The following is a 24,402-nucleotide window of genomic DNA, read 5'->3' on the forward strand; positions in this document are numbered from 1 at the left end:
AGAGCCCGCTGTAGGGAGGCGCCCGCGGTGGCGAAAGCATAATGGCAAACGGCGGCGTGCCGGCTGCCATGGGTCAATCCGGGTGTTCGGCCAGCCAGCCTTCCAGCAGCAGGGCGGCGGCCAGGGCGTCCACCGGTCGCTCGCGGTAGCCGTCGCGCTGGCCCTGGGCCAGGCGCTCGCCCTTGGCGGCATAGGTCGTGAGGCGTTCGTCGTGGGTAAAGACCGGCAGGTTGAAACGGCCGTTGAGGCGGCGGCCGAACTTTTCCGCGCGCTCGCTCATCTCGCTTGGGCTGCCGTCCATGTTCAGCGGCAGGCCGACGACGATGGCGTCCGGCTGCCATTCCTTGATCAGCGCTTCCACCCGGTTCCAGTCCGGCACGCCGTTCTGCGCCTTCAATACGCACAGCTCGCGGGCCTGGCCGGTCACCGCCTGGCCGACGGCGACGCCGATCTGCCGGGTGCCGTAGTCGAAGCCCAGCAGCAGGCGCAGCGGCTTGTCGCTGACCATCAGGCGTGACCGGCCTGGGCGGTGAGCAGGCTGAGGTTGACGCCCAGGCGCGCGGCGGCGGCGCTGAGGCGCTCCTCGGGCGGCAGGTCGAAGAGGATCGCCGGGTCCGCCGGGCAGGTCAGCCAGGCGTTGTCGCTCAGTTCGGCCTCCAGCTGGCCGGCTTCCCAGCCGGCATAGCCAAGGCTGATCAGGCTCTTTTCCGGGCCGGTGCCGGCGGCGATGGCGAACAGTACGTCCTGCGAGGTGGACATCGCCAGCTCGCCCAGTTCCAGGGTCGACTGGTAGCTCAGGCCGCTGGGGTGGAGGACGAAGCCACGGTCGGTCTGCACCGGGCCGCCGTTGTAGATGTCGATGTGCTGGCAGCGCGCCGGCGGCAGGGCGTCCGGCTTGAGCTGTTCGAGGACTTCCGCCAGGTTGAGGCCGCTGGGACGGTTGATCACCAGGCCCATGGCGCCCTGCTCGTTGTGTTCGACCAGGTAGGTCACGGTCTGGGCGAAATTGGGGTCGGCCATGTGCGGCATGGCGATCAGGAAATGATGCTTGAGGTAGGTTGGGCTGCTCTGTTTCATGGCCGCTAGTGTCCTGCTTCGGACGCGAGAAAGCCAGCCTTGCCGGCGCTACTTGCTGGACAGCCGGTCGCCGCGTTCGAAGCGCCAGGTACGGATGATCTCCAGCCGGTCGATGTCGGCCAGGTCGCCGCTGAACGGCGCATAGGGCGCGGCCAGGCGGACGATGCGCTGGGCGGCCTGGTCGAGGATCGGCTCGCCGGAAGACTCCAGCACCTGCACCTCGTAGATGGTGCCGTCGCGGTTGATCGACACCAGCAGCCGCAGGCTGCCGTAGAGCTTCTGCCGGCGGGCCTCGTCGGGGTAGTTGAGGTTGCCGATGCGTTCGATCTTCTTGCGCCAGTCTTCCTTGTACCAGGCGCCCTTGTCGCGCATGGTCGAGGCGGCGCTCAGGCGGTGGATGCGCGGGCGCTTGGCGTAGGCCTGCTGCTCCTTGGCCAGGTCGGCCTCGAGGCTGGCGATTTCCGCCGACAGCTGGGTTGAGTCGAAATGCGGCGCCGGCTTGGCGACCTGCTCGGCCTTCTGTGCCTGGGTCTTGCTCGGTGCCTTCTGCTGGCGCTGGCGGGTGGTGGTCACCGCGGCCTTGGGCGCCTCTTCGCTCCTGGCCTGCTTCGGCGTTGCCGGCGGCGCGACTTTCTTCACCTGGTTGTCCTGGAATGGCGCGACCTCGGTGGTCTTCGGCGCGGCCTTGTGCTCCAGGGTTCCGCTGCCCTGCTGGTTCATCTGCGCGAGGTAGTCGGCCTTCTCCGGCGCCTTGTCGCTCTTGAAGGTGGCCAGGGTGATTTCCAGGGTCTTGCTGATCTGGCTCGGCGCGGGCATGGAGAAGCCCACCCCGAGGATGAGGGCGACGTGCAGGATGGCTGCGATGAACAGGGTGAAGCCCAAACGGTCCGCCGGGCGGACGCCGGCAGCGGCGGAGGGGGACTTGAGGACGGCGGCGTTCATTGCGGATCGTGGTGGCTGGCGTGGGGCGAAGTCTGCCGATGGGGGGCGGAAAAGTCTATGACGCACTCCGCGCCTTGGACACGCGGTCGCTCGCCGTGGCGCATCGGCCGGGCCGAGGCGGGCGGACCGAGGCCCGCCCGTGCGATTCAGCGGGCAGCCAGCTGGGCGGCGATGGCGTCCATCAGCTTGTCGCCGATGCGGGTGTCGAAGGCCTGGTCGATCTCGCGGATGCAGGTCGGGCTGGTGACGTTGATTTCCGTCAGATAATCGCCGATCACGTCGAGGCCGACGAACAGCAGGCCGCGCTCGCGCAGGTGCGGGCCGACCTCGGCGGCGATCCAGCGGTCGCGCTCGCTCAGCGGCTGGGCCACGCCGCGGCCGCCGGCGGCGAGGTTGCCGCGAGTCTCGCCCTGGGCGGGGATGCGCGCCAGGCAGTAGGGCACCGGTTCGCCGTCGATCATCAGGATGCGCTTGTCGCCGTCCTTGATTTCCGGCAGATAGCGCTGTGCCATGATCTGCTGGCTGCCATGCTGGGTGAGGGTCTCGAGGATCACCGAGAGGTTCGGGTCGCCTTCGCGGTGACGAAATATCGACGAACCGCCCATTCCGTCCAGGGGTTTGAGAATGATGTCACGATGCTCGGCGGCAAACTCGCGCAGAATATCGGATCGCCGGCTGACCATCGTCGGCGGAGTGCACTGGGTGAACTGCGTGGCGAAGAACTTCTCGTTGCAGTCGCGCAGGCTCTGCGGCCGGTTCACCACCAGGGCGCCGGCACGCTCGGCCTGTTCCAGCAGGTAGGTCGAATAGACGAATTCGTTATCGAAGGGCGGGTCCTTGCGCATCAGGATCACGTCCAGTTCGTGCAGCGGTTGGTCGCTTTCCGCTTCCAGTTCGAACCAGCGGGAGGCATCGTTGAAGACCTTCAGCGGGCGCATGCGTCCACGCGCGACGCCGGCCTTCTGGTAGAGGTCCTGCTGTTCCATGTAGAACAGCGACCAGCCGCGGGCCTGGGCAGCCAGCAGCATGGCGAGCGAGCTGTCCTTCTTGAAGTTGATGCGCGCGATGGGGTCCATGACGATCCCGAGGCGTACGCTCATGGGAATTCCTCCGAAAGGGGGTGGGTTGTCCGGTCGCGGCGGGGAGGCCGCGTGGCAAGCGGGTTTGACGCTCAGGTTGGCGCCCCGTTTGCGCTTGGTCAAGGAAAAAGCCGGCCTGTTCCGGGCATTATGGATAGAGTTGCGTCGAGTGTGCTAAAAAGGCCCGCGATTGGGTCGCAGCCCGTCGGTGACAGGGCGTTAGCGCACTGAAGAAAACACAGAAGAATGATTCACCGAGTCGATATAGGGCGAACATGGAACAGCAATCCGACGGTTTGAAAGTGATGGTGATCGACGATTCGAAAACGATTCGTCGCACCGCCGAAACACTGCTGAAAAAGGTCGGTTGCGACGTGATCACGGCAATCGACGGCTTCGATGCCCTGGCGAAGATCGCCGATACCCATCCGAACATCATTTTCGTCGACATCATGATGCCGCGCCTGGATGGCTATCAGACCTGCGCCCTGATCAAGAACAACAGCGCGTTCAAGTCCACCCCGGTGATCATGCTGTCCTCCAAGGACGGCCTGTTCGACAAGGCCAAGGGGCGCATCGTCGGCTCCGACCAGTACCTCACCAAGCCGTTCAGCAAGGAAGAGCTGCTGGGCGCGATCAAGGCACACGTACCCAGCTTCACCCCGGTGGACGCCGTTTCCTGATATCCGGCCGCATGGCCGTTGATGCTTATTTCGTGATGGGGATCCCATGGCTCGTATTTTGATTGTTGATGACTCTCCGACCGAGATGTACAAGCTGACCGCCATGCTGGAAAAGCATGGTCACCAGGTACTCAAGGCCGAGAACGGCGGCGACGGCGTCGCCCTGGCCCGCCAGGAAAAGCCCGACGTGGTCCTGATGGACATCGTCATGCCCGGCCTCAACGGCTTCCAGGCGACCCGTCAGTTGACCAAGGACGCCGAGACCAGCGCCATCCCGGTGATCATCGTCACCACCAAGGACCAGGAGACCGACAAGGTCTGGGGCAAGCGCCAGGGCGCTCGCGACTACCTGACCAAGCCGGTGGACGAAGAGACCCTGCTGAAAACCATCAATGCGGTGCTGGCGGGCTGAGCCCGTCGCAGCGCATCGCTCACCCTGACCCCGGAAAGACCAGGCCCCGCATGTCGGACGTTCAGACCCCCTTCCAGCTCCTCGTCGACATCGATCAGCGCTGCCGACGCCTGGCCGCCGGCCTGCCGGCCCAGCAGGAGGCGGTGCAGAGCTGGAGCGGGATCGGCTTCCGCATGGGCGGGCGGTTCTTCGTCGCCCCCATGGGGGAGGTCGGCGAAGTCCTGCACGAACCGCGCTACACCCAGCTGCCGGGCGTGAAGACCTGGGTCAAGGGGGTGGCCAACGTACGTGGCCGCCTGCTGCCGATCATGGACCTCTGCGGTTTCCTCGGCACCGAACTGTCGCCCTTGCGCAAGCAGCGGCGGGTGCTGGTGGTGGAGCACCTGGACGTGTTCGCCGGCCTCATCGTCGATGAGGTGTTCGGCATGCAGCACTTCCCGGTGGACACCTTCAGCGAACAGCTGCCGCCACTAGAAGCGGCACTGCAACCCTTCATTCATGGCGTCTTCCATCGAGAGCAGCCGTGGCTGGTGTTCAGCCCGCATGCGCTGGCGCAACACCAGGGCTTCCTCGACGTCGCCGTATAAACAGCTTCACCGGTTGGGCCGGTCTGCCGGCCCGTGTCGTGACATGGAAATCGTAATCGTGGTCGGTCCGGGCGGGGGCCAAATATGAAGAAAATCAACGCAGGCAATCTTTTCGCGGGCATGCGCAGCAGCTCGGTGATCGCGGGGCTGTTCATCGTCCTCATCGTCTCGATCGTGTTGCTGTTCGCCAACTTTGCCTACCTCAACACCCAGTCGAACCATGACAAGCAGTACATCGGCCATGCCGGCGAACTGCGCGTCCTGTCGCAGCGGATCGCGAAGAACGCCACCGAAGCGGCGGCGGGCAAGGGCGAGGCGTTCAAGCTCCTGAAGGATGCGCGCAACGACTTCGAGAAACGCTGGAACATCCTGGTCAACGGCGACGAGAGTACATCCCTGCCGCCCAGCCCCGAAGCGGTGAAGCCGCAGATGGACGTGGTGCAGCAGGACTGGGACGGCCTGCGCAAGAACGCCGACTCCATCCTCGCCAGCGAACAGACCGTACTGTCCCTGCACCAGGTGGCCTCGACCCTCGCCGAAACCATCCCGCAGCTGCAGGTGGAATACGAAGAGGTGGTCGACATCCTGCTGGAGAACGGTGCCCCGGCCGACCAGGTCGCGGTCGCCCAGCGCCAGTCGCTGCTCGCCGAACGTATCCTCGGCTCGGTGAACAAGGTGCTGGCCGGCGACGAGAACTCGGTGCAGGCCGCCGACAGCTTCGGCCGCGACGCCAGCCTGTTCGGCCGCGTACTGAAGGGCATGCAGGAAGGCAACGCGGCGATGAGCATCTCCAAGGTGACCAACGCCGAGGCGGTGGATCGCCTGAACGAGATCGCCGAACTCTTCGAGTTCGTCTCCGGCTCGGTGGACGAGATCCTCGAGACCTCGCCCGACCTGTTCCAGGTCCGGGAAGCGGCGAACAACATCTTCAGCGTTTCGCAGACCCTGCTGGACAAGGCCTCGCAACTGGCCGACGGCTTCGAGAACCTGGCCGGCGGGCGTAGCATCAACCTGTTCGCCGGTTACGTCCTCGGCGCCCTGGCCCTGGCCTCGATCATCCTGATCGGCCTGGTGATGGTGCGCGAGACCAACCGCCGGCTGGCCGAGACCGCCGAGAAGAACGACCGCAACCAGGCCGCGATCCTGCGTCTGCTCGACGAGATCGCCGACCTCGCGGACGGCGACCTGACCGTGGCCGCGACCGTGACCGAGGACTTCACCGGCGCCATCGCCGACTCGATCAACTACTCCATCGACCAGCTCCGCGAACTGGTGGAGACCATCAACCAGACCGCCGTGCAGGTGGCCGCAGCGGCCCAGGAAACCCAGTCCACCGCGATGCACCTGGCCGAAGCCTCCGAGCACCAGGCGCAGGAAATCGCCGGCGCCTCGGCGGCGATCAACGAAATGGCGGTGTCGATCGACCAGGTATCGGCGAACGCCTCGGAATCCTCGGCGGTAGCGGAACGTTCGGTAGCCATCGCCAACAAGGGCAACGAGGTGGTGCACAACACCATCACCGGCATGGACAACATTCGCGAGCAGATCCAGGACACCTCGAAGCGAATCAAGCGCCTCGGCGAGTCGTCCCAGGAGATCGGCGACATCGTCAGCCTGATCAACGACATCGCCGACCAGACCAACATCCTCGCCCTGAACGCCGCGATCCAGGCGTCGATGGCCGGGGACGCGGGCCGCGGCTTCGCCGTGGTAGCGGACGAGGTACAGCGACTGGCGGAACGTTCCTCGGCGGCGACCAAGCAGATCGAGGCGCTGGTGAAGACCATCCAGACCGACACCAACGAAGCGGTGATCTCGATGGAGCAGACCACCTCCGAGGTGGTCCGCGGCGCGCGCCTGGCCCAGGACGCCGGTGTGGCCCTGGAGGAGATCGAGAAGGTATCCAAGACCCTCGCGGCACTGATCCAGAACATCTCCAACGCCGCCCGTCAGCAGGCATCGTCGGCCGGCCACATTTCCAACACCATGAACGTCATTCAGGAGATCACCTCGCAGACCTCCGCCGGTACCACCGCCACCGCGCGGAGCATCGGCAACCTGGCGAAGATGGCGAGCGAGATGCGCAACTCGGTATCCGGCTTCAAACTGCCGGAGGGCGTGGAGCAGGCCTGAGCATAGGCGCGGCGGCCGCCTGGCGGGCGCCGCGTCGACACCTTGGAAGAGGGGCACGGCATGCAGGCGAACGGCGTCTGGTCACTGCAGCCGCTGGCCGATATGTCGGCAGCGGAGTTCCGCGACTGGCAGGTCCTGTTGGAGAACCGCACCGGCGTGGTGCTCAACGAGCAACGCCGGACGTTCCTGCAGGCCAGCCTGACCGCGCGCATGCGTGAACTGGGCATCGGCGACTACCACAGCTACTACCGCCAGGTGACCGACGGTCCGCGTGGCGCAGTGGAGTGGGCGACCCTGCTGGACCGCCTGACCGTCCAGGAAACCCGTTTCTTCCGTCATCCCCCGTCTTTCGAGCTGCTCGAGCGCTACCTGGGCGAGCGCCTGCGCCGCGAAGGCATGCCGCGGCCCTGGGCCCTGTGGAGCGTCGGCTGCTCCAGCGGCGAGGAACCCTACTCGCTGGCGATGTGCGCCGCGCAGGTGTTGCGCGGGCAGGAACGGGAAGATTTTTTCGGCGTCACCGGAACGGATATCAGCCTTCACGCCCTGCAGCGGGCGCGGCAGGCGAACTATCCGGCCCGCAAGCTGGAGCAACTGGAGGCCGGGCTGGTCGAACGCTATTGCGAACGCCAGGCCGACGGCAGCTTCAGCGTGAAAACGATACTGACCGAGCGCGTCTGCTGCGCCCGGCTGAATGTGCTGGACCTGGCGAAGGCGCCCTGGTCCGGCATGGACGTGATTTTTTGTCAGAACCTGCTGATCTACTTCCGTCGCTGGCGACGGCGCGAGATCCTCAACCGGTTGGCCGAACGGCTGGCGCCGGGAGGCTTGCTGGTGATCGGGGTCGGCGAAGTGGTCGACTGGAGCCATCCGGAGCTCGAGCCGGTCGCCGACGAGCGGGTCCTGGCCTTTACCCGTAAGGGGTACTCAGGCACATGAATGGAGTGGCTATGGGTGACCGGCACGACTACGTCGCTCTGGAGTGGGTGAAAGGCGAGATCGCCGAAACCCTGAAACAGGCGCGCCAGGCGCTGGAAGCGTTCGTCGAGAACCCGCAGGACCCGACCCGCATGCGGTTCTGCCTGACCTACGTGCACCAGGTGCAGGGCACCCTGCAGATGGTCGAGTTCTACGGCGCGGCCCTGCTCGCCGAGGAAATGGAGCAATTGGTCCAGGCCTTGCTGGACGGTCGCGTGCCGAACCAGGGCGAGGCCCTGGAAGTGCTGATGCAGGCGATCCTGCAACTGCCGGTCTACCTCGACCGGATCCAGACCGCCCGGCGCGACCTGCCGATGGTGGTCCTGCCGCTGCTCAACGACCTGCGCGCCGCGCGCGGCGAGAAGCTGCTCTCGGAAACCAGCCTGTTCGCGCCCGACCTGTCGCAGCGCCAGCCGCAACTGGACGGCGAGGCCATCGCGCAACTGCGCACCGACGAACTCGGCGGCTTGCTGCGCAAGCTGCGCCAGACCCAGCAGATGGCCCTGGTCGGCCTGCTGCGCAACCAGGACGTGGCCACCAGCCTCGGCTACCTGGCGCGTGTCTATGCGCGCCTGGAGGGCCTGTGCCGCGAGGCACCGCTGGGGCCGCTGTGGAGCATCGCTTCCGGCCTGGTCGAGGGCCTGGCCAACGGTAGCGTGGTCAACAGCGCCTCGGTGCGCACCCTGCTGCGCCAGCTCGACCGCGAACTCAAGCGCCTGGTCGAGCAGGGCGCCGACGGCCTGAACCAGGCCGCGCCGGACGAGCTGGTGAAGAACCTGCTGTTCTACGTGGCCAAGGCGCCTTCGCAGTCGCCGCGGATCCGCGCTCTGAAGGAACAGTACCGCCTCGACGAGGCGCTGCCCGACCACGAGACGGTGGACGCCGAGCGCGCCCGCCTCGCCGGACCCGACCGCGATGCGATGCGTTCGGTGGTCGGTGCCTTGTGCGAGGAACTGGTGCGGATCAAGGACAGCCTCGACCTGTTCGTGCGCAGCGACCGTGGCCACCCCTCGGAACTGGACGCCCTCCTGGCGCCGCTCAAGCAGATCGCCGATACCCTGGCGGTACTCGGCTTCGGCCAACCGCGCAAGGTCATCCTCGACCAGTTGGACGTCATCCACGCCCTGGCCCAGGGCCGCCGCGAGCCGAGCGACGCGATCCTGATGGACGTCGCCGGCGCGTTGCTCTACGTCGAGGCCACCCTGGCCGGCATGGCCGGTCCCGGCGACGAGCGCAACAGCGAGGAAAGCCGCCTGCCCACCACCGATGTGGCGCAGATCCACCAGTTGGTGATCAAGGAAGCGCGCAACGGTCTGGAGCAGGCCAAGGACGCGATCATCGAGTTCATCGCCTCGCAGTGGAACCACGAGCACCTGGCCCGCGTGCCGGAGCTGCTGACCCAGGTCCGCGGCGGCCTGGCGATGATCCCGCTGGAGCGCGCCGCGACCCTGCTGGAAACCTGCAACCGCTATATCCAGGAACAGCTGCTGGCGCGCAAGGCGGTGCCGGACTGGCAGAGCCTGGATACCCTGGCCGATGCCATCACCAGCGTCGAGTATTACCTGGAGCGCCTGAGCGAGGACCATGCCAGCCAGAGCGACCTGATCCTCGACGTCGCCGAGGACAGCCTGGCGAACCTCGGCTATACGCTGAAACCGAATTCGTCGGCCCCGGCCGAGCCTGGCCTGTCCGGGCCCGCTGCCATCGAGTCCCCGGCTGCCGAGCCGGAGAGGCCGGAGGCGGTCGTCGAGGTCGCCGAGACAGCGGAGCAACCGCCCGCCGACACGGCTCCTGCCGAGGCCGCGAGGGAAGATGCCCCGCAGTTGGCCAGCGACGACAACTGGACCCTTGGCGAAGTCGCGCCCGACGCCGGCGAGCCGTCCCTCGACCTGGCCCTGGACCTGCCGCTGGACGATTCCGCCGAAGTGCCGCCGGCGTTGCCGGAGGTGGTCGAGGAGAGCGGCCAGCCGCAGTCGACCCCGGCGCCTGCCCGCAGCCTGGACGATTTCAGCCTCGACGAGATCGATCTCTCCGGCCTCGACCTGCCCGCCGATGCGGCCCCGGCCTCCGGGCCGGCGGCCCTGGCGGACTGGTCGCTGCCGGAGCAGTGGGGGCTCGGCGATGACCTGGCGCAGCCGGCGCAGGCCGGCGAGACGTTGGATCTGAGCCTGGAGGAGCCGGCGCTGTCCTTCGACGCGCCGCTGGAAAGCCTCGAGCCGTTGCCGGCGCTGGAGCCTTTCGACGGCTCCGCTGAACAGGAGCTGGTTCTCGATGCGCTCGATCCGCTGCCGCTGGATGTAGCCTTGCCGGAGGCGGAGGGCGAGGTGTCCGCCTGGGAGGGCTCGAGCCTGGAGGAACTGGATCTTTCCGACCTCGATCTCCCCGAGGTGCAATTGCCCGAGGCTGAGGCTGAGGCCGAGGCGCCGCCTGCCGCCGAGGCGCTCGCCAGCGAAGCGCCGGCCCTGTCTCTGGCCGAGGTGATGGCTGCGCCGGTGCAGCCGATCAACCCGCCGGCGCAGAACGTTCCGGTCAGCCTGCTGCCACCGCCGGCCGACGAGGAACCGGTGGACGAGGAACTGCGCGAGGTCTTCATCGAGGAGGCCGGCGAGGTCCTGGAGACCATCGGCCGCTACCTGCCGGCCTGGAAAGCCGACCACGACGACCGCGAAGCGCTGACCGAGGTACGCCGTGCCTTCCATACCCTCAAGGGTAGCGGACGGATGGTCCGTGCCCTGGTGATCGGCGAACTGGCCTGGTCGATAGAGAACCTGTTCAACCGCGTGCTCGATCGCAGCATCGCCGCCAGCGAGCCGGTGCAGCGAGTGGTGGACCAGGTCGTGGCCCTGTTGCCGGAGCTGGTCGAGGAGTTCGCCGCCAATGCCCAGCGCCAGCGCGACGATGTCGACCTGCTGGCGGCCACCGCGCATGCCCTGGCCAAGGGCGAGCCGCTGCCGGAACCGCCGGCGCCGGACGACGGCGGAGTACCGCCGGAAGCCGGGGCGGAGCAGCCGTCGAGCCTGGACAACGGCGTCCAGGCGCCGCCATTGGCCGACGCGCCGCAGGCCGCTGCCGAGGCGCAGAGCGACGTCGAACTGCTCGATCCGCAACTGCTGGAGATCTTCACCAACGAGGCGGAAACCCATCTCGAGGCCCTGGTCGGCTTCCTCGCCGACTGCGCCCGCGAACTGCCGCAGCCGGTCACCGATGCCTTGCAGCGTGCCCTGCATACCCTCAAGGGCAGCGCACACATGGCCGGCATCCTGCCGATCGCGGAGATCGCCACGCCGCTGGAAAAACTGGTCAAGGAATACAAGTCCAACCTGCTCGCCTTCGACCTGCGCGAAGCGGAGTTGCTGCACGACGCCGAGCAACTGTTCCGCATCGGCCTGGAGCAGGTCGGCGCGCAACGGCCATTGAACCCGATCCCCGGCAGCGACGCGTTGCTGGAGCGTATCGAGGCACTGCATCAGGAACGCATCGCCTCGCTCGAGGCCGAGCGCTACAGCGATGCCGGCGAGCGCCGCGATCCGTTGCTGATCGAGGCGTTCCTCGTCGAAGGCATGGACATCCTGCTGGACGCCGAGGACCTGCTCGAGCGCTGGCACGAGCATCCGCAGGAGCGCCAGGAACTGAGTGCGCTGCGCGAGGAGCTCAGCACTCTGGACCGGGGCGCCCGGCATGCCGAGCTGCCACAGGTGGAAGAACTCTGCCAGGCCTTGCTGGCGCTCTACGATGCCGTCGAGGAAGGCCGCCTGGCGGTCAGCCCGGCGTTCTTCGAGGAAGCCCGCCAGGCCCACGAGGCGCTGATCGGGATGATGGACCAGGTCGCCGCCGGCCTGCAGGTCACGCCGCGTCCGGAGCGGGTCGCGGCCCTGCAGGAGCTGTTGGAAGCGCCCGCCGCCGAGGCCGTTCCGTTCATCGACCCGGAGAGCCTCGGCGCCGACGATTTCCCCCCGGAAGACGAAGAACCGGCCCTCCCCGAGGCGGTCTTCGAAGAGGCCGGGACGCCTGCCGAGGAGACCGTACCGGCAGCGCCTGCACCGGCTCCCGGCCGCGAGCTGGACGAGGAAATGGTGTCGATCTTCCTCGAAGAGGCGGTGGACATCCTCGAAAGCGCCGGCCAGGCACTGGCCCAATGGCAGGCCGAGCCGGGCGCGCTGTCTTCGCTCAGCGCCCTGCAGCGCGACCTGCATACCCTCAAGGGCGGCGCACGGATGGCCGAGATCGCCGAGATCGGCGACCTGGCCCACGAGCTGGAGGCCCTCTACGAAGGACTGGTCGACCGCCGTTACCAGCACTCCCCGCAACTGGCCGGATTGCTGCAAGCCTGTCACGACCGCCTGGCCGAACAGCTCGACCAGTTGAGCGCCGGCCAGCCCCTGGCCGACCCGCACGACCTTATCCAGTCGATCCGCCGGTTCCGCCAGGGCCCGGTGGCCGAGGCCGCGACACCGGGCGAGGCGGAAAGCCCTGTCGAGGAACTCGTTGCACCTGCCGTCGAGGAGCCCGCCGCGCCCGCTGCGGAGGCGTTCGAAGAGCGCGATCCCGAACTGGTGGAGATCTTCCTCGAGGAAGGCTTCGATATCCTCGACAGCGCTGCCGCCGCGTTGCAGCGCTGGATGGACGACGTCGACAACACCATCGAACTGGAAGCCTTGCAGCGCGACCTGCATACCCTCAAGGGCGGTGCGCGGATGGCCGAGATCGGCGAGATCGGCGACCTCGCCCATGAGCTTGAATTCCTCTACGAAGGCCTCTGCGGTGGACGCCTGCGCGCCAGCCCGGCCTTGTTCGGCCTGCTGCAGCGCTGCCACGACGAGCTGGCCGAGATGCTCGAGGCGGTGCGTGGCCACCGCACGCTGCCCGACGGGCAGGCGCTGATCGCGGAGATCAGGCGCCTGCGCAGCGATCCCGACGAGCAACTGAGCGTACCCACCAGCGTCAGCCTCAAGCCGCTGGCGGCGAAGGGCGCGGCGGCCGACGAGAGCGAGATCCTCGACATCTTCCTCGAGGAAGCCGACGACCTGCTGGAGAACCTCGAACTGGCGCTCGGCCGCTGGGACGGCGGCAACGGCGACGCCCAGCCGCTGGACGACCTGCTGCGGATCCTGCACACCCTCAAGGGCGGTGCGCGCCTGGCCGGACAGACCGAGCTGGGCAACCTGGCCCACGACCTCGAGCAGCATCTCACCGATGCGCAGCAACAGGGCGCGCCGTGGCCGGACAGCCTGCTGCTGGATGCGCAGTCGGGGCTGGAAGGCCTGCAGCGGCAGGTCGACCTGTTGCGCGAGCGGCTGGCCGAGGACGACGAGGCCGGTGAGCGGCCCGAGCCCGCCCAGGCGCTGGTCCAGGCCGACGATACCGACCGCGCGGTGGCCTCCGCGCTGGCCGAGCTGACCCGCCTGGCCCCGGCGGCCGGCGCGATCATGGCGGCCGAGGCGGCGCCTCCGGCCGCCCCGGCCACCACCCTGCCGTTCGTGCGCAAGGCCCAGGAGGCGGCCCAGGAGGCCGCTTCCCGACGTGCCCCGCAGGAGCTGGTGAAGGTGCCGGCGGAACTGCTGGAGAACCTGGTCAACCTGGCGGGCGAGACCTCGATCTTCCGCGGCCGGGTCGAGCAGCAGGTGAGCGACGTCGGCTTCACCCTCGGCGAGATGGAGTCCACCATCGAGCGGGTGCGCGACCAGTTGCGCCGCCTCGACACCGAGACCCAGGCGCAGATCCTCTCGCGTCACCAGGCCGATGCCGAACGCGCCGGCTACGAAGAGTTCGACCCGCTGGAAATGGACCGCTATTCGCAGTTGCAGCAGCTCTCGCGCGCACTCTTCGAATCGGCCTCCGACCTTCTCGACCTGAAGGAAACCCTGGCGGCGAAGAACCGCGACGCGGAGACCCTGCTGCTGCAACAGGCGCGGGTCAACACCGAACTCCAGGAAGGCCTGATGCGCACCCGCATGGTGCCGTTCGATCGGCTGGTACCGCGTTTGCGGCGGATCGTCCGGCAGGTGGCCGGCGAGCTTGGCAAGCAGGTCGAATTCGTGGTCGGCAACGCCGACGGCGAGATGGATCGTACCGTCCTCGAACGCATCGTCGCGCCGCTGGAGCACATGCTGCGCAACGCCGTGGACCACGGCATCGAGTCCGGCGAGACGCGCCGCGCGGCGGGCAAGCCGGAGCACGGTACGATCCGCCTGAACATCGGCCGCGAGGGCGGCGACATCCTCCTCACCCTCTCCGACGACGGCGCCGGCATCCGCCTCGATGCGGTACGGCGCAAGGCCATCGAGCGTGGCCTGATGAGCGCCGACAGCGACCTCAGCGATCATGAAGTGCTGCAGTTCGTGCTCGAGTCCGGTTTCTCCACCGCCGAAAAGGTCACCCAGATCTCCGGGCGCGGCGTCGGCCTCGACGTGGCCAACTCCGAGGTCAAGCAGCTCGGCGGCTCGGTGAGCATCCAGACCGAGCCGGGCCAGGGCACCCGCTTCAACGTGCGGCTGCCGTTCACCGTGTCGGTGAACCGGGCGCTGATGGTGCTATCCGGCGAGGATCTCTACGCGGTGCCGCTGAACACCATCGAGGGCATCGTGCGGGTTTCGCCCTACGAACTGGAGGCGCTCTACGACCAGCGCGGCGAGGCGGGGCTGGATACGCCCAGCTTCGAATACGCCGGGCAGTCCTACGAACTGAAGTACCTCGGCGAGCTGCTGAACAACGGCCAGGAACCCAAGCTGGTCGGCCAGTCGCTGCCCTTGCCGGTGATCCTGGTGCGCTCCTCGGAGCATGCGGTGGCGGTGCAGGTCGACTCGCTGGCCGGTTCCCGCGAGATCGTGGTGAAGAGCCTCGGTCCGCAGTTCGCCGGGGTCGCCGGGATTTCCGGGGCGACCCTGCTCGGCGATGGCCGGGTGGTGGTGATCCTCGACCTGCTGGCGACCATCCGCTCCCGGCACGCGCTGCTCGGCCAGGAAAGCCGTCGCGAACGCCTGGCGCTGCGCCAGGAAATGGCGGCGAGCGAAAGCGAGCAGCAGCGGCCGCCGCTGGTCATGGTGGTGGACGACTCGGTCACCGTGCGCAAGGTCACCACCCGCCTGCTGGAGCGCAACGGCATGAACGTGTTGACCGCGAAGGACGGCGTGGACGCCATCGCCCAGCTCCAGGAGCACCGTCCGGACATCCTCCTGCTGGACATCGAGATGCCGCGCATGGACGGTTTCGAGGTCGCCACCCTGGTGCGCCACGACGAGCGCCTGGGCAACCTGCCGATCATCATGATCACCTCGCGGACCGGCGAGAAACACCGCGAGCGCGCGCTGGGCATCGGCGTCAACCAGTACCTCGGCAAGCCTTACCAGGAAACCGAGCTGCTCGAAGCCATCCAGTCCCTGGTCGGCCAGCATGAGTGAGCGCGTCACGCCACGGGTCGCGGTGATCGCCGACACCTCGTTGCAGCGCCATGTGTTGCAACAGGCGCTGCTCGGCCATGGTTACGAGGTGGTGCTCAACGCCGACCCGGCCAGGGTCGACGACGCCGCGCTGGAGTGCGCGCCCGACCTGTGGCTGGTGGACCTGACCCAGCAGGACGACTCGCCGCTGCTGGACAGCCTGCTGGAGCAGGACCGTGCGCCGGTGCTGTTCGGCGAGGGCCACGCGCCGGAGCGGCATACCGAACATTACCCGCGCTGGGAGCGGCGGCTGATCGGCAAGCTGAAGCGCTTGATCGGCGACCCCAGCGATGGCGTTGGCGACAGCCTCGGCGCATTGCTCGACGAGGAGCGTCCGCCGCGCCTGGAGATTCCCGGCGACCTCGCGGCGATGCCGCTGCAGGCCGGCGAAGCGGCCCGCGAGGTGTGGCTGCTGGCGGCCTCGCTCGGCGGCCCGGCGGCGGTGAAGGCATTTCTCGACGCCTTGCCCGGCGGCCTGCCGATCGGCTTCCTCTATGCCCAGCACATCGATGCCAGCTTCGAGCAGAACCTGCCGCAGGCAGTCGGCCGGCACAGCCAGTGGCATGTGAAGAACGTCCGCGACGGCGAAGCGCTGCGTTGCGGCGAGGTCATGGTGGTGCCGGTGCTGCACGAGCTCGGTTTCCACCACGACGGGCGACTGAAATGCAGCCAGCGTTCCTGGCCGGAACCCTACACCCCGTCCATCGACCAGATGATGCTCAACCTGGCCCAGCAGTTCGGCCCCGACTGCGGGGTGATCGTTTTCAGCGGCATGGGTAGCGACGGCAGCGCCGCTGCCGCCTACGTGCGGCGCCAGGGTGGCGAGGTATGGACCCAGCGCGCCGACAGTTGCGTCTGTTCGAGCATGCCGGACAGCTTGCGCGAAGCCGGTTACAGCAGTTTCAATGCCAGCCCCCGCGAACTGGCCGAGGCATTGGTCAAGCATCTGGCCGCACGCTGCGCGCCGACAGGAGTCGAAACATGAACCAGGCCGTGATCGAGCAGGATGGCATGAGCCGGAACACCCCAGCCAACCCGACCCCGGACAGCCTCACCGGGCTGCTCCTGCCGCTGAGCGACCGCACCCTGCTGTTGCCCAACGTCGCCGTGGCCGAACTGATCGCCTATCGCAACCCGCAGGTCGCCGCCGGCCTGCCGCAGTGGTACCTGGGCCAGGTGGCCTGGCGCGACCTGCGCCTGCCGCTGCTGTCCTTCGAGGCGGCCTCCAGCGGCGAACAGCAGCCGGTGCTCGGCAGCAGCGCGCGGGTGGTGGTCATCAACGCCCTCGGCGGACGACCCCATGTGAAGTTCCTCGCCCTGCTGGTGCAGGGCATTCCGCGCTCGGTGCGGCTGGACGCCAATCTCGCTAGCACCGCCGCGCCGCTGGCGGCGCTGGAACTGGCGGCGGTGGACATCGGCGGCGAAACCGCACGGATTCCGGACCTGGCCGGGCTCGAAGAGAAGCTCGCCGACGCCGGCCTGATCTGAGCCGTCCATGGCCGGCCTGCAGCACGCGCGGATCGGCGCCTCCCTCGAGGTCGCCAGCGCCAGCCTGGCCGGGCACCGCTTCGAGAAGCACAGCCACGACGAGTTCGTCATCAGCGCCAACCTCTGCGGATTGGAAGATGTCTGGCTGGATGGCCGTACCTTCCAGGCCGACAGCGGCGACCTGACCCTCTACAACCCGGGGCAGATCCAGGGCGGCGGCGTCCGCGACGGCCAGCCCTGGCGCTTCGCCAGCCTCTATCTGCCTGCCGCCGAACTGGCGAGCAGCCTGGATCTTTCCTCCGTCGAGTTCGACCGCCCGCTGCTGCGCAGTCCGGCGCTGGGCCGCGAGTTGGCCGCCAGCATCGAAGCCTTGCTGGCCAGCGACCGTTTCGCCCGCGAACGGGGCGAGGAGCGCCTGCTGGATTTCCTTGGCCGCCTGCTGGCGGCGAGCGGCACCCGCCTGCCGCAGAGGGCCGATCCTGGGCGCCCGGCTGTCGCCCGCCTGCAGGCGCTGCTCGCCGAGCGCCTGGCCGAACCGCCGGACCTGGATGAGATGGCGGAGCAGGTGGGCCTGTCGAAATACCACCTGCTGCGGGCGTTCAAGAAGGCCACCGGGCTCAGCCCGCGCCAGTGGAGCATGCAACTGCGCACCCGCCGCGCCCTCGGCCTGTTGCGCCGTGGCCTGGCGGTGGGCGAGGTGGCCCACGCCCTGGGCTTCGCCGATCAGAGCCACCTGACCCGTTACTTCACCAGCGCCTACGGCATTTCGCCGGGCCGCTACCAGCGCGCCGTGCGCGGCTGAACTGCGCAATCCGGTTCAAGTCGGCGGAGCCGCCGGCCGGGATAATCCGACGTCCCACCACGGAGTCGTCGTTCCATGCTCGCCATCTTCCTCGCCGCCTTGCTGTTCGGTTTCGCCTTCAATGTTTCCCCTGGCGCGGTGTTCAGCGAAACGCTGCGCCGCGGTTTGACCGGCGGCTTCCGCCCGGCGTTGCTGGTGCAACTGGGGTCGCTGATCGGCGATGCCGTCTGGGCCCTGCTCGGGCTTACCGGACTGGCGCTGCTGCTGGGCTACGAGCAGGTGCGGATTCCCCTGACCCTGGCCTGTGCCGCCTACCTGGCCTGGCTCGGCGTGCAAGGCTTGCGCGACGCCTGGAGTCCGCCGCTGGCGGCGGAGGATGCCGGCGAGCAGGGGCGCAACGCCTTCGGCGCCGGCGCGGCGATCTCCCTGTCCAATCCGAAGAACGTGGTCTACTGGGGTGCCCTCGGCAGCGCCCTGGCGGGGATCGTCGACGGCACGCCGAACCAGGCGCAGTCGCTGGTGTTCTTCGCCGGTTTCATGCTCTCGTCGCTGATCTGGTGCTTTTGCTGCGCGGCGCTGGTGGACTGGCTGCGGCGCAACACCTCGCTGTTCTGGCACCGCGTCAGCTACGCCGGTTGCGGCGTGCTCCTGCTCGGCCTGGCGGGACTGGCGCTGCGCGGGCTGTAGACGCGCCTCAGGCCGGCGCCAGGCGCCGCCGCAGCAGGCGTTGGCGCAGGCTTTCGAACCTGCCGAGGTCGACATGCCGGGCATGGTCGCCGACGACGATCCGGCCGTCGGGCAGCTCCGCCCAGTGCTGTAGTCCGCCCTCCAGGTCCAGTTCGCCGTAGCGGATGCGCAGCGCCCGGCCGGATTCGAGGTGCCAGAGCTGGGCGAGGTCCCGCGAGCGATGCGGTTCCAGCCACGGCGCCAGGAGCAGCCAGCCTCCGTCCAGGGCCTGGAGCTTCAGGTAGGGGCCTTCGGCCAGGCCGTCCAGCGAGTGGCTGCGGATCTCGCCGCTGTCGAGCCGGCCTTCGCAGAGCGTTTCACGCTCCAGCCAGACGATGGTCCCGGGCGCCGCCGAGGTCGGTTGCGCCGGATCGGCGGGCAGATCCTTGCCGACGGGGAACGGCAGGGGCTGGATGCGTGCCTCGCGCCATTCGAAGAACTGCCCGCGGGAGAGCAGGCAGACGCGCTGGTCCGGAGTGGTGAAGACCGCCGGCGGATTCTCGATGGAGCGCCGCGCTTGCGGCACGTCGAAGAGCAACCGCGGTTCGTCGTTGCCCTGGGCGAAGCCCGGATAGAGGAAGAACAGGCCGCGGTCGGCCAGGAGCAGGTCGTTCCCGGCCAGGCCGATGGCAAGTTCCGGGGTGCGGCGTTGGCGCAACGACTGCGCCGGCGGCAGCGGCAAGGGCGGTAGTTCGGGCGTCAACGAGGCGAGGTCGCGGGAGCGATGCAGCCAGGCGTAGGGGCTTCCCGAACGGGTCATCCTGACCCAGGCGTGCAGGCCGTCCGCCGAACTGGTCCGGCAGAGCAACGCGCCCTGGGTTTCCTCCGCGCCATCGGGCAGGCGTTGCAGCCTGGGCCATTGGCGCAGGTCCAGCAGGTCGCGGCTGTCCTCGCCCGGCAGGCGGGCGATGGCCAGGCCGGGCGCCAGGTGCTCGGCGTGTTCGAGGCAGATGTAGGCCGAAGCCGGCGCCAGGCCGGCCGGCGCGGCGGCGGGGAGGGCCGCCCGGGCGCCCTCGGGGGCGTTTTCCTGGCGCAGCGTGCGGGCGTTGTGGCCCTGCGCTGCGAGTGCATCGAGGAGGCGCTGGCTGTGGGGGGCGCCGACCACGTACAGGTTCAGGCTGTCGTCTTCGTCCAGGCGTTCCACCAACGCCAGTCCGAGGGATTCCAGCTCCTGGCCGAGGGCTGGCAGGAAATCCTCGGGAAGGTCGTCGCGCAGGCGCTCCAGCAGCGTCTCCAGTGCGGCGGAGGCCAACTGCGGGAAGCGTCCGGCATAGTCTCGGCGGAGTACGCCGAGCACGTCGGGCAGGCGGATCTTCCAATCGAAGGTAACGGGCGTGTCCATGCGTGCGATCCGTTGCGAAGTGGGTTGCGCAACGGTATTCACTGGCTGTCGCCGTTGTAAAGCGGCGGGAGGGATATCAGGCGAAGTCGCCCCAGAGTTGCTGGGCCACCGCCAACGCTACCACCGGCGCGGTCTCGGTGCGCAGCACTCGCGGGCCGAGGCGCGCGGAGTGGAAACCGGCCGCCTGAGCCTGCTCCACCTCGGCATCGCTCAGGCCGCCTTCGGGACCCACCAGGAAGGCCAGGCGCGACGGCGGCGCATGGCTGGCCAGGGGGGCGGCCACAGGGTGCAGGACCAGCCTGAGGTCATCGTCCCGCCCGCGCAGCCAGTCCTCCAGGGCCAGAGGCGGATGGATCAGCGGCAGGCTCGAACGGCCGCACTGCTCGCAGGCGCTGATCGCCACCTGGCGCCAGTGCTGCAGGCGCTTGTCGGCGCGCTCGTCCTTCAGGCGCACTTCGCAACGCTCGCTGACGATCGGGGTGATTTCCGCCACCCCCAGCTCGGTGGCCTTCTGGATCGCCCAGTCCATCCGCTCGCCGCGCGACAGGCCTTGCCCCAGGTGGATACGCAGGGGCGAGTCGGGCTGGCCGGCGAACTGCTCGCGGAGTTCGACGCGGACATTCTTCTTGCCGACCTCGACCAGCTCGCCGAGGTATTCCCGGCCGCTGCCGTCGAACAGTTGCACGGCGTCGCCCGTGGCGTGCCGCAGCACGCGGCCGATGTAGTGGGCCTGGGCCTCGGGCAGGTCGTGCTGGCCGAGGGAGAGAGGCTGGTCGACGAAGAAGCGGGACAGGCGCATGGCGATTCGAGGGTAGTGGCGACAGGCGCGCAGTTTACTGCCTGCCGCGGGGCGCTGGAACCGGCCCCCTCGGAACGAAGGGGCGGCGACGGTCAGCCCGGATCGCGGTGGTCCGGGTGGAAGTCGCTGACCGCCACGCTGACCGCGTCGCGGGTGGCGATGTCGATGCCTTCGCTGGCCACCTCGGCGAGGAAGTCGATCTGCTCCGGGGTAATCACGTAGGGCGGCAGGAAATACACCACGCTGCCCAGCGGGCGCAGCAGCGCGCCGCGCTCCAGGCCATGCTGGAAGACCTTCAGGCCGCGGCGCTCCTGCCAGGGGTAGGGCGTCCTGGATGCCTTGTCCTGGACCATTTCGATGGCCAGGACCATCCCGGTCTGGCGCACCTCGGCGACATGCGGGTGGTCGGCCAGGTGCGCGGTGGCCCTGGCCATGTGGGTGGACAGCGCGCGGTTGGCCTCGATCACCTTGTCTTCCTCGAAGATGTCCAGGGTCGCCAGGGCGGCGGCGCAGGCCAGCGGGTTGCCGGTATAGGTGTGCGAGTGGAGGAAGGCGCGCAGGGTCTGGTAGTCGTCGTAGAAGCCCCGGTAGACGGTCTCGCTGGTCAGCACCGCGGACATCGGCAGGTAGCCACCGGTGAGGGCCTTGGACAGGCAGAGGAAATCCGGGGCGATGCCGGCCTGCTCGCAGGCGAACATCGTCCCGGTGCGGCCGAAGCCCACCGCGATCTCGTCGTGGATCAGGTGCACGCCATAGCGGTCGCAGGCTTCGCGCAGCAGCTTGAGGTAGACCGGGTGGTACATGCGCATGCCGCCGGCGCCCTGGATCAGCGGTTCGACGATGACCGCGGCGATCTCGTCGTGCCCTTCGGCCAGGGTGCGCTCCATGTGGGCGAACATGTTCCGCGAATGTTCTTCCCAGCACATGCCGTCCGGACGCAGGAAGCAGTCCGGGCTGGGCACCTTGATGGTGTCGAGCAGCAGCGACTTGTAGGTTTCGGTGAACAGCGCCACGTCGCCCACCGACATCGCCGCGATGGTTTCGCCGTGGTAGCTGTTGGTCAGGGTGACGAAGCGCTTCTTGCGCGGCCTGCCGCTATTGAGCCAGAAGTGGTAGCTCATCTTCAGCGCGACCTCGATGCCCGCCGAGCCGCTGTCGGCGTAGAACACTCGGTCGAGCCCCGGCGGGGTGATCTTCACCAGTCGCTCCGACAGCTCGATCACCGGCTGGTGGCTGAATCCGGCGAGGATCACGTGCTCCAACTGGTCGACCTGGTCCTTGATGCGCTGGTTGATGCGCGGGTTGGCGTGACCGAACACATTGACCCACCAGGAACTGACCGCGTCGATGTAGCGCTTGCCTTCGAAATCCTCCAGCCAGACGCCTTCGCCGCGGCGGATCGGGATCACCGGCAGGCGTTCGTGGTCTTTCATCTGGGTACAGGGATGCCAGAGTACGTTCAGGTCGCGCTGCATCCAGTCGGCGTTAAGGCCCATGGGCTGTCTCCTCGGATCGATCGGCAAAGCCTATGCAATGGGGGTGAGATGAACAACCCGGCGGGTTGGGACACATCCGACAGCAGCCGCCGACGGACTCCTATGGTGGCCCAAACGGCTCTGGCGTATGCTGCGCGCCGTTGCGTCTTTGCTTTTTTCCTGGGGAGTCCGGTATGTCGTTAAGGTGGCTGCGCGCCGCGGCGTTTCTCATGTTGGGGGTGTTCAGCGCGGTGGCGCTGGGCAAGGATAAACAGCCTACGGCGATCGTCGTCGGCGCGGGCCTGGCAGGCCTGAGCGCGGCCTACGAATTGCAGAAGGACGGCTGGCAGGTCACGGTGCTCGAAGCGCGGCCGCAGGTGGGCGGGCGTTCCGGCCTGGCCACCAGCGAATGGGTCGGCAACCAGAAGGTCCAGCCCACGCTCAATGCCTACCTGGACACCTTCAAGCTGAAGCCGGTGCCGGCGCCGGACTTCGTCCGCACCCCCAGCTACCTGATCGACGGCCTGTACTACAGCAGCAGCGATCTCGCGCTCAAGCAGCCGAACGTCGCCGCCGACCTCAAGCGCTTCGAGTCGACCCTGGACGATCTCTCGGCATCGATCTCCGACCCGCTCAACCCTGCCTCGAGCAATACCCTGTTCGCCCTCGACCAGATGAACGCCGCGCGCTGGCTGGACAAGCTGAACCTGTCGCCGACCGCGCGCCTGCTGGTCAACCAGCGTATCCGTTCGCGCTACGACGAACCGTCGCGCCTGTCGCTGCTCTACCTCGCCCAGCAGGGCCGCGCCTACCGTGGCGTCGACGACCGCGACCTGCGCGCGGCGCGCCTGCCCGGCGGCAGCCAGGTGCTGGCGGAAGCCTTCGTCAAGCAGATCAAGACGATCAAGACCAAATCCAAGGTGTCGAGCATCGTCCAGGCCAAGGACGGCGTCGCCGTCAAGGCCGGCAGCGAGACCTACAAGGCCGACTACGTGGTTCTCGCCGTGCCGCTGAAGGCGCTCGGCCAGATCCAGATGACCCCGTCCCTGAGCGGTACCCAGATGTCCGCGCTGAAGGGCACCAACTATGGCTGGCGCGACCAGATCCTGCTGAAGTTCAAGCGTCCGGTGTGGGACGACAAGTCGCGCCTCTCCGGCGAGATCTTCAGCGACCAGGGCCTGGGCATGATCTGGGTCGAGCCGGCGCTGAAAGGCGGCGCCAACGTGCTGATCAACCTGTCCGGCGACAACGCCCGCGTGCTGCAGGCTTTCGGCGACCGGCAGATGGTCGACCAGGTGCTGATCCGCATGAACAAGTTCTATCCGAAGATGCGCGGTGCCTTCGCCGGCTACGAAATTCGTCGCTACAGCGCCGACCCGGGCACCGGCGGTTCCTACCTGGCCTACGGTCCGGGCCAGGTGACGCGCTTCTGGCGGATCTGGGAACAGCCGCTGTCGCGGGTCGCCTTCGCCGGCGAGCACACCGATGCGCTGTACCCCGGCACCATCGAGGGGGCGCTGCGCAGCGGCAAGCGCGCCGCCAGCCAGGTGCGCGACCTGTACGCCGGCAAGACGCCGGTGATCGAGGGCGCACCGATGGTGGCGAAGGCCGAGAAGGTAGCCGCACCGACGACCGGCGGCGAGAAGAAGAACCCGTTCGCCTGGTTCACCCGCCTGTTCGATTGATCCCCTTCGCCGGCGCCGGAAGCTCCGGCGCCTTGCGCTTCCCGGTTCGCAGCGCAATCCAGGGTTTTTTCTTAGCCTGCGAACCTATCTTGTGAATCGATGTTTCAAAGCAGAATTTTCTGCTTTAACTCGATGGATTTGCCGCTAGTCTTGAGGCTTCGCTTTTCAAGGAAGTTTTTCATGCAGTGGCGCAATACCTCATCCCGTTACGGCGTATTCAGCCTGTTCCTGCACTGGGGCAGCGCGCTGGTGGTCTTCGGCCTGTTCGGCCTGGGCCTGTGGATGCGCGAACTGAGCTATTACGACCCCTGGTACCACCCCGCGCCGGCGCTGCATAAAAGCATCGGCATCCTGCTGGCCATCGCCCTGCTGGTGCGGATCGTCTGGCGTTTCGTCAGCCCGCCGCCGCCGGCGCCGGTCAACCACGGTCCGCTCACGCGGGTAGCGAGCAAGCTCGGCCACCTCGCGCTGTACGGGCTGCTGCTGGCGGTGATCGTCGCGGGCTACCTGATTTCCACCGCCGACGGCGAACCGATCAGCGTATTCGGCTGGTTCTCCGTGCCGGCGACCCTCAGCGGGCTGCCCGACCAGGCGGACGTCGCGGGTGAAATCCATCTCTACCTGGCCTGGGCGCTGGTGGTCTTCGCCGTCCTCCATGCCCTGGCCGCCCTCAAGCATCACTTCGTCGACCGCGACCCGACCCTAAAGCGCATGCTCGGTCGCTCGTCGAATGATCAACAACCACGTTAAGGAGAATGTCC

The 24,402-nt window shown here is 67.9% G+C and carries 19 protein-coding genes; 12 read left to right on the top strand and 7 right to left on the bottom strand.

Features of this window, described 5'->3' with window-relative positions:
• Positions 1-73 precede the first annotated feature (73 nt).
• The 4 genes from ruvX to gshB form a co-directional block, all read right to left on the bottom strand.
• On the bottom strand, positions 74-508 hold the full coding sequence (ruvX, locus tag AT700_RS02010) for a Holliday junction resolvase RuvX (protein ID WP_003121753.1): 435 nt from the start codon (positions 506-508) through the stop codon (positions 74-76).
• Complete coding sequence (locus AT700_RS02015; RefSeq protein ID WP_003100947.1) at positions 508-1,077, bottom strand: YqgE/AlgH family protein; 570 nt, start codon at positions 1,075-1,077, stop codon at positions 508-510. Before AT700_RS02015 ends, ruvX begins: the two co-directional genes overlap by 1 nt.
• A 48-nt stretch (positions 1,078-1,125) precedes the next feature.
• Entirely contained in the window at positions 1,126-2,019 is an 894-nt protein-coding gene (locus tag AT700_RS02020; protein WP_003162015.1) for an energy transducer TonB, read from the bottom strand.
• A gap of 146 nt (positions 2,020-2,165) precedes the next feature.
• A complete protein-coding gene (gshB, locus tag AT700_RS02025) occupies positions 2,166-3,119 on the bottom strand; it encodes a glutathione synthase (RefSeq protein ID WP_003100943.1) in 954 nt (317 codons plus the stop codon).
• A 254-nt stretch (positions 3,120-3,373) separates the two neighbouring features.
• Between gshB and pilG the strand changes: the two genes are divergently transcribed.
• From pilG to AT700_RS02075, 10 genes are all read left to right on the top strand, one after another.
• Positions 3,374-3,781: a twitching motility response regulator PilG gene (gene pilG, locus AT700_RS02030; RefSeq protein WP_003084583.1), complete on the top strand. Its 408-nt coding sequence runs from the start codon at positions 3,374-3,376 to the stop codon at positions 3,779-3,781.
• Positions 3,782-3,827: 46 nt separating this feature from the next.
• The gene (pilH, locus tag AT700_RS02035) at positions 3,828-4,193 is read left to right on the top strand and encodes a twitching motility response regulator PilH (protein WP_003084587.1); all 366 of its coding nucleotides are present in this window, start codon (positions 3,828-3,830) and stop codon (positions 4,191-4,193) included.
• A 50-nt stretch (positions 4,194-4,243) separates the two neighbouring features.
• Complete coding sequence (locus AT700_RS02040) at positions 4,244-4,780, top strand: chemotaxis protein CheW (protein ID WP_003084590.1); 537 nt, start codon at positions 4,244-4,246, stop codon at positions 4,778-4,780.
• An 84-nt stretch (positions 4,781-4,864) separates the two neighbouring features.
• Positions 4,865-6,913, top strand: a complete 2,049-nt coding sequence (gene pilJ / locus AT700_RS02045) for a chemotaxis chemoreceptor PilJ (RefSeq protein ID WP_003084592.1) — start codon at positions 4,865-4,867, stop codon at positions 6,911-6,913.
• 60 nt (positions 6,914-6,973) lie between these two features.
• Positions 6,974-7,849: a type 4 fimbrial methyltransferase PilK gene (gene pilK, locus AT700_RS02050; RefSeq protein WP_003100938.1), complete on the top strand. Its 876-nt coding sequence runs from the start codon at positions 6,974-6,976 to the stop codon at positions 7,847-7,849.
• Between the two features lie 11 nt (positions 7,850-7,860).
• Positions 7,861-15,285, top strand: coding sequence for a chemotaxis signal transduction system protein ChpA (chpA, locus tag AT700_RS02055; RefSeq protein WP_048520715.1), 7,425 nt, complete (start codon positions 7,861-7,863; stop codon positions 15,283-15,285).
• The gene (locus tag AT700_RS02060; RefSeq protein ID WP_003118811.1) at positions 15,278-16,309 is read left to right on the top strand and encodes a chemotaxis protein CheB; all 1,032 of its coding nucleotides are present in this window, start codon (positions 15,278-15,280) and stop codon (positions 16,307-16,309) included. The genes chpA and AT700_RS02060 overlap by 8 nt, the downstream gene beginning before the upstream one ends.
• Complete coding sequence (locus tag AT700_RS02065; protein ID WP_003106119.1) at positions 16,306-16,812, top strand: chemotaxis protein CheW; 507 nt, start codon at positions 16,306-16,308, stop codon at positions 16,810-16,812. The genes AT700_RS02060 and AT700_RS02065 overlap by 4 nt, the downstream gene beginning before the upstream one ends.
• Positions 16,813-16,819: 7 nt before the next feature.
• The gene (locus AT700_RS02070; RefSeq protein WP_003117898.1) at positions 16,820-17,614 is read left to right on the top strand and encodes an AraC family transcriptional regulator; all 795 of its coding nucleotides are present in this window, start codon (positions 16,820-16,822) and stop codon (positions 17,612-17,614) included.
• 75 nt (positions 17,615-17,689) lie between these two features.
• Positions 17,690-18,301, top strand: coding sequence for a LysE family translocator (locus AT700_RS02075; protein ID WP_003084610.1), 612 nt, complete (start codon positions 17,690-17,692; stop codon positions 18,299-18,301).
• A 7-nt stretch (positions 18,302-18,308) separates the two neighbouring features.
• Here AT700_RS02075 and AT700_RS02080 read toward each other — a convergent pair whose 3' ends face one another.
• The 3 genes from AT700_RS02080 to AT700_RS02090 all read right to left on the bottom strand — a co-directional run bounded on the left by AT700_RS02080 (position 18,309) and on the right by AT700_RS02090 (position 21,977).
• Positions 18,309-19,724 (bottom strand): hypothetical protein, encoded by a 1,416-nt coding sequence (locus AT700_RS02080; RefSeq protein WP_078801516.1) that lies wholly within the window; start codon positions 19,722-19,724, stop codon positions 18,309-18,311.
• 34 nt (positions 19,725-19,758) lie between these two features.
• The gene (locus AT700_RS02085) at positions 19,759-20,481 is read right to left on the bottom strand and encodes a 16S rRNA (uracil(1498)-N(3))-methyltransferase (protein ID WP_003106127.1); all 723 of its coding nucleotides are present in this window, start codon (positions 20,479-20,481) and stop codon (positions 19,759-19,761) included.
• Between the two features lie 92 nt (positions 20,482-20,573).
• Positions 20,574-21,977 carry an adenosylmethionine--8-amino-7-oxononanoate transaminase gene (locus AT700_RS02090; protein WP_003117900.1) on the bottom strand — a complete coding sequence of 468 codons (1,404 nt, stop codon included), beginning with the start codon at positions 21,975-21,977 and terminating at the stop codon, positions 20,574-20,576.
• A 173-nt stretch (positions 21,978-22,150) separates the two neighbouring features.
• On the opposite strand from AT700_RS02090, the gene AT700_RS02095 reads away from it, so the two are divergent.
• Both AT700_RS02095 and AT700_RS02100 read left to right on the top strand, forming a co-directional pair.
• Positions 22,151-23,641 (top strand): flavin monoamine oxidase family protein, encoded by a 1,491-nt coding sequence (locus tag AT700_RS02095; protein ID WP_003118815.1) that lies wholly within the window; start codon positions 22,151-22,153, stop codon positions 23,639-23,641.
• Positions 23,642-23,821: 180 nt separating this feature from the next.
• Positions 23,822-24,391 (top strand): cytochrome b, encoded by a 570-nt coding sequence (locus tag AT700_RS02100; protein WP_003084623.1) that lies wholly within the window; start codon positions 23,822-23,824, stop codon positions 24,389-24,391.
• The last annotated feature ends 11 nt before the right edge of the window (positions 24,392-24,402 follow it).

This window comes from Pseudomonas aeruginosa (assembly GCF_001457615.1).
Classification (GTDB): Bacteria; Pseudomonadota; Gammaproteobacteria; order Pseudomonadales; family Pseudomonadaceae; genus Pseudomonas; species Pseudomonas aeruginosa.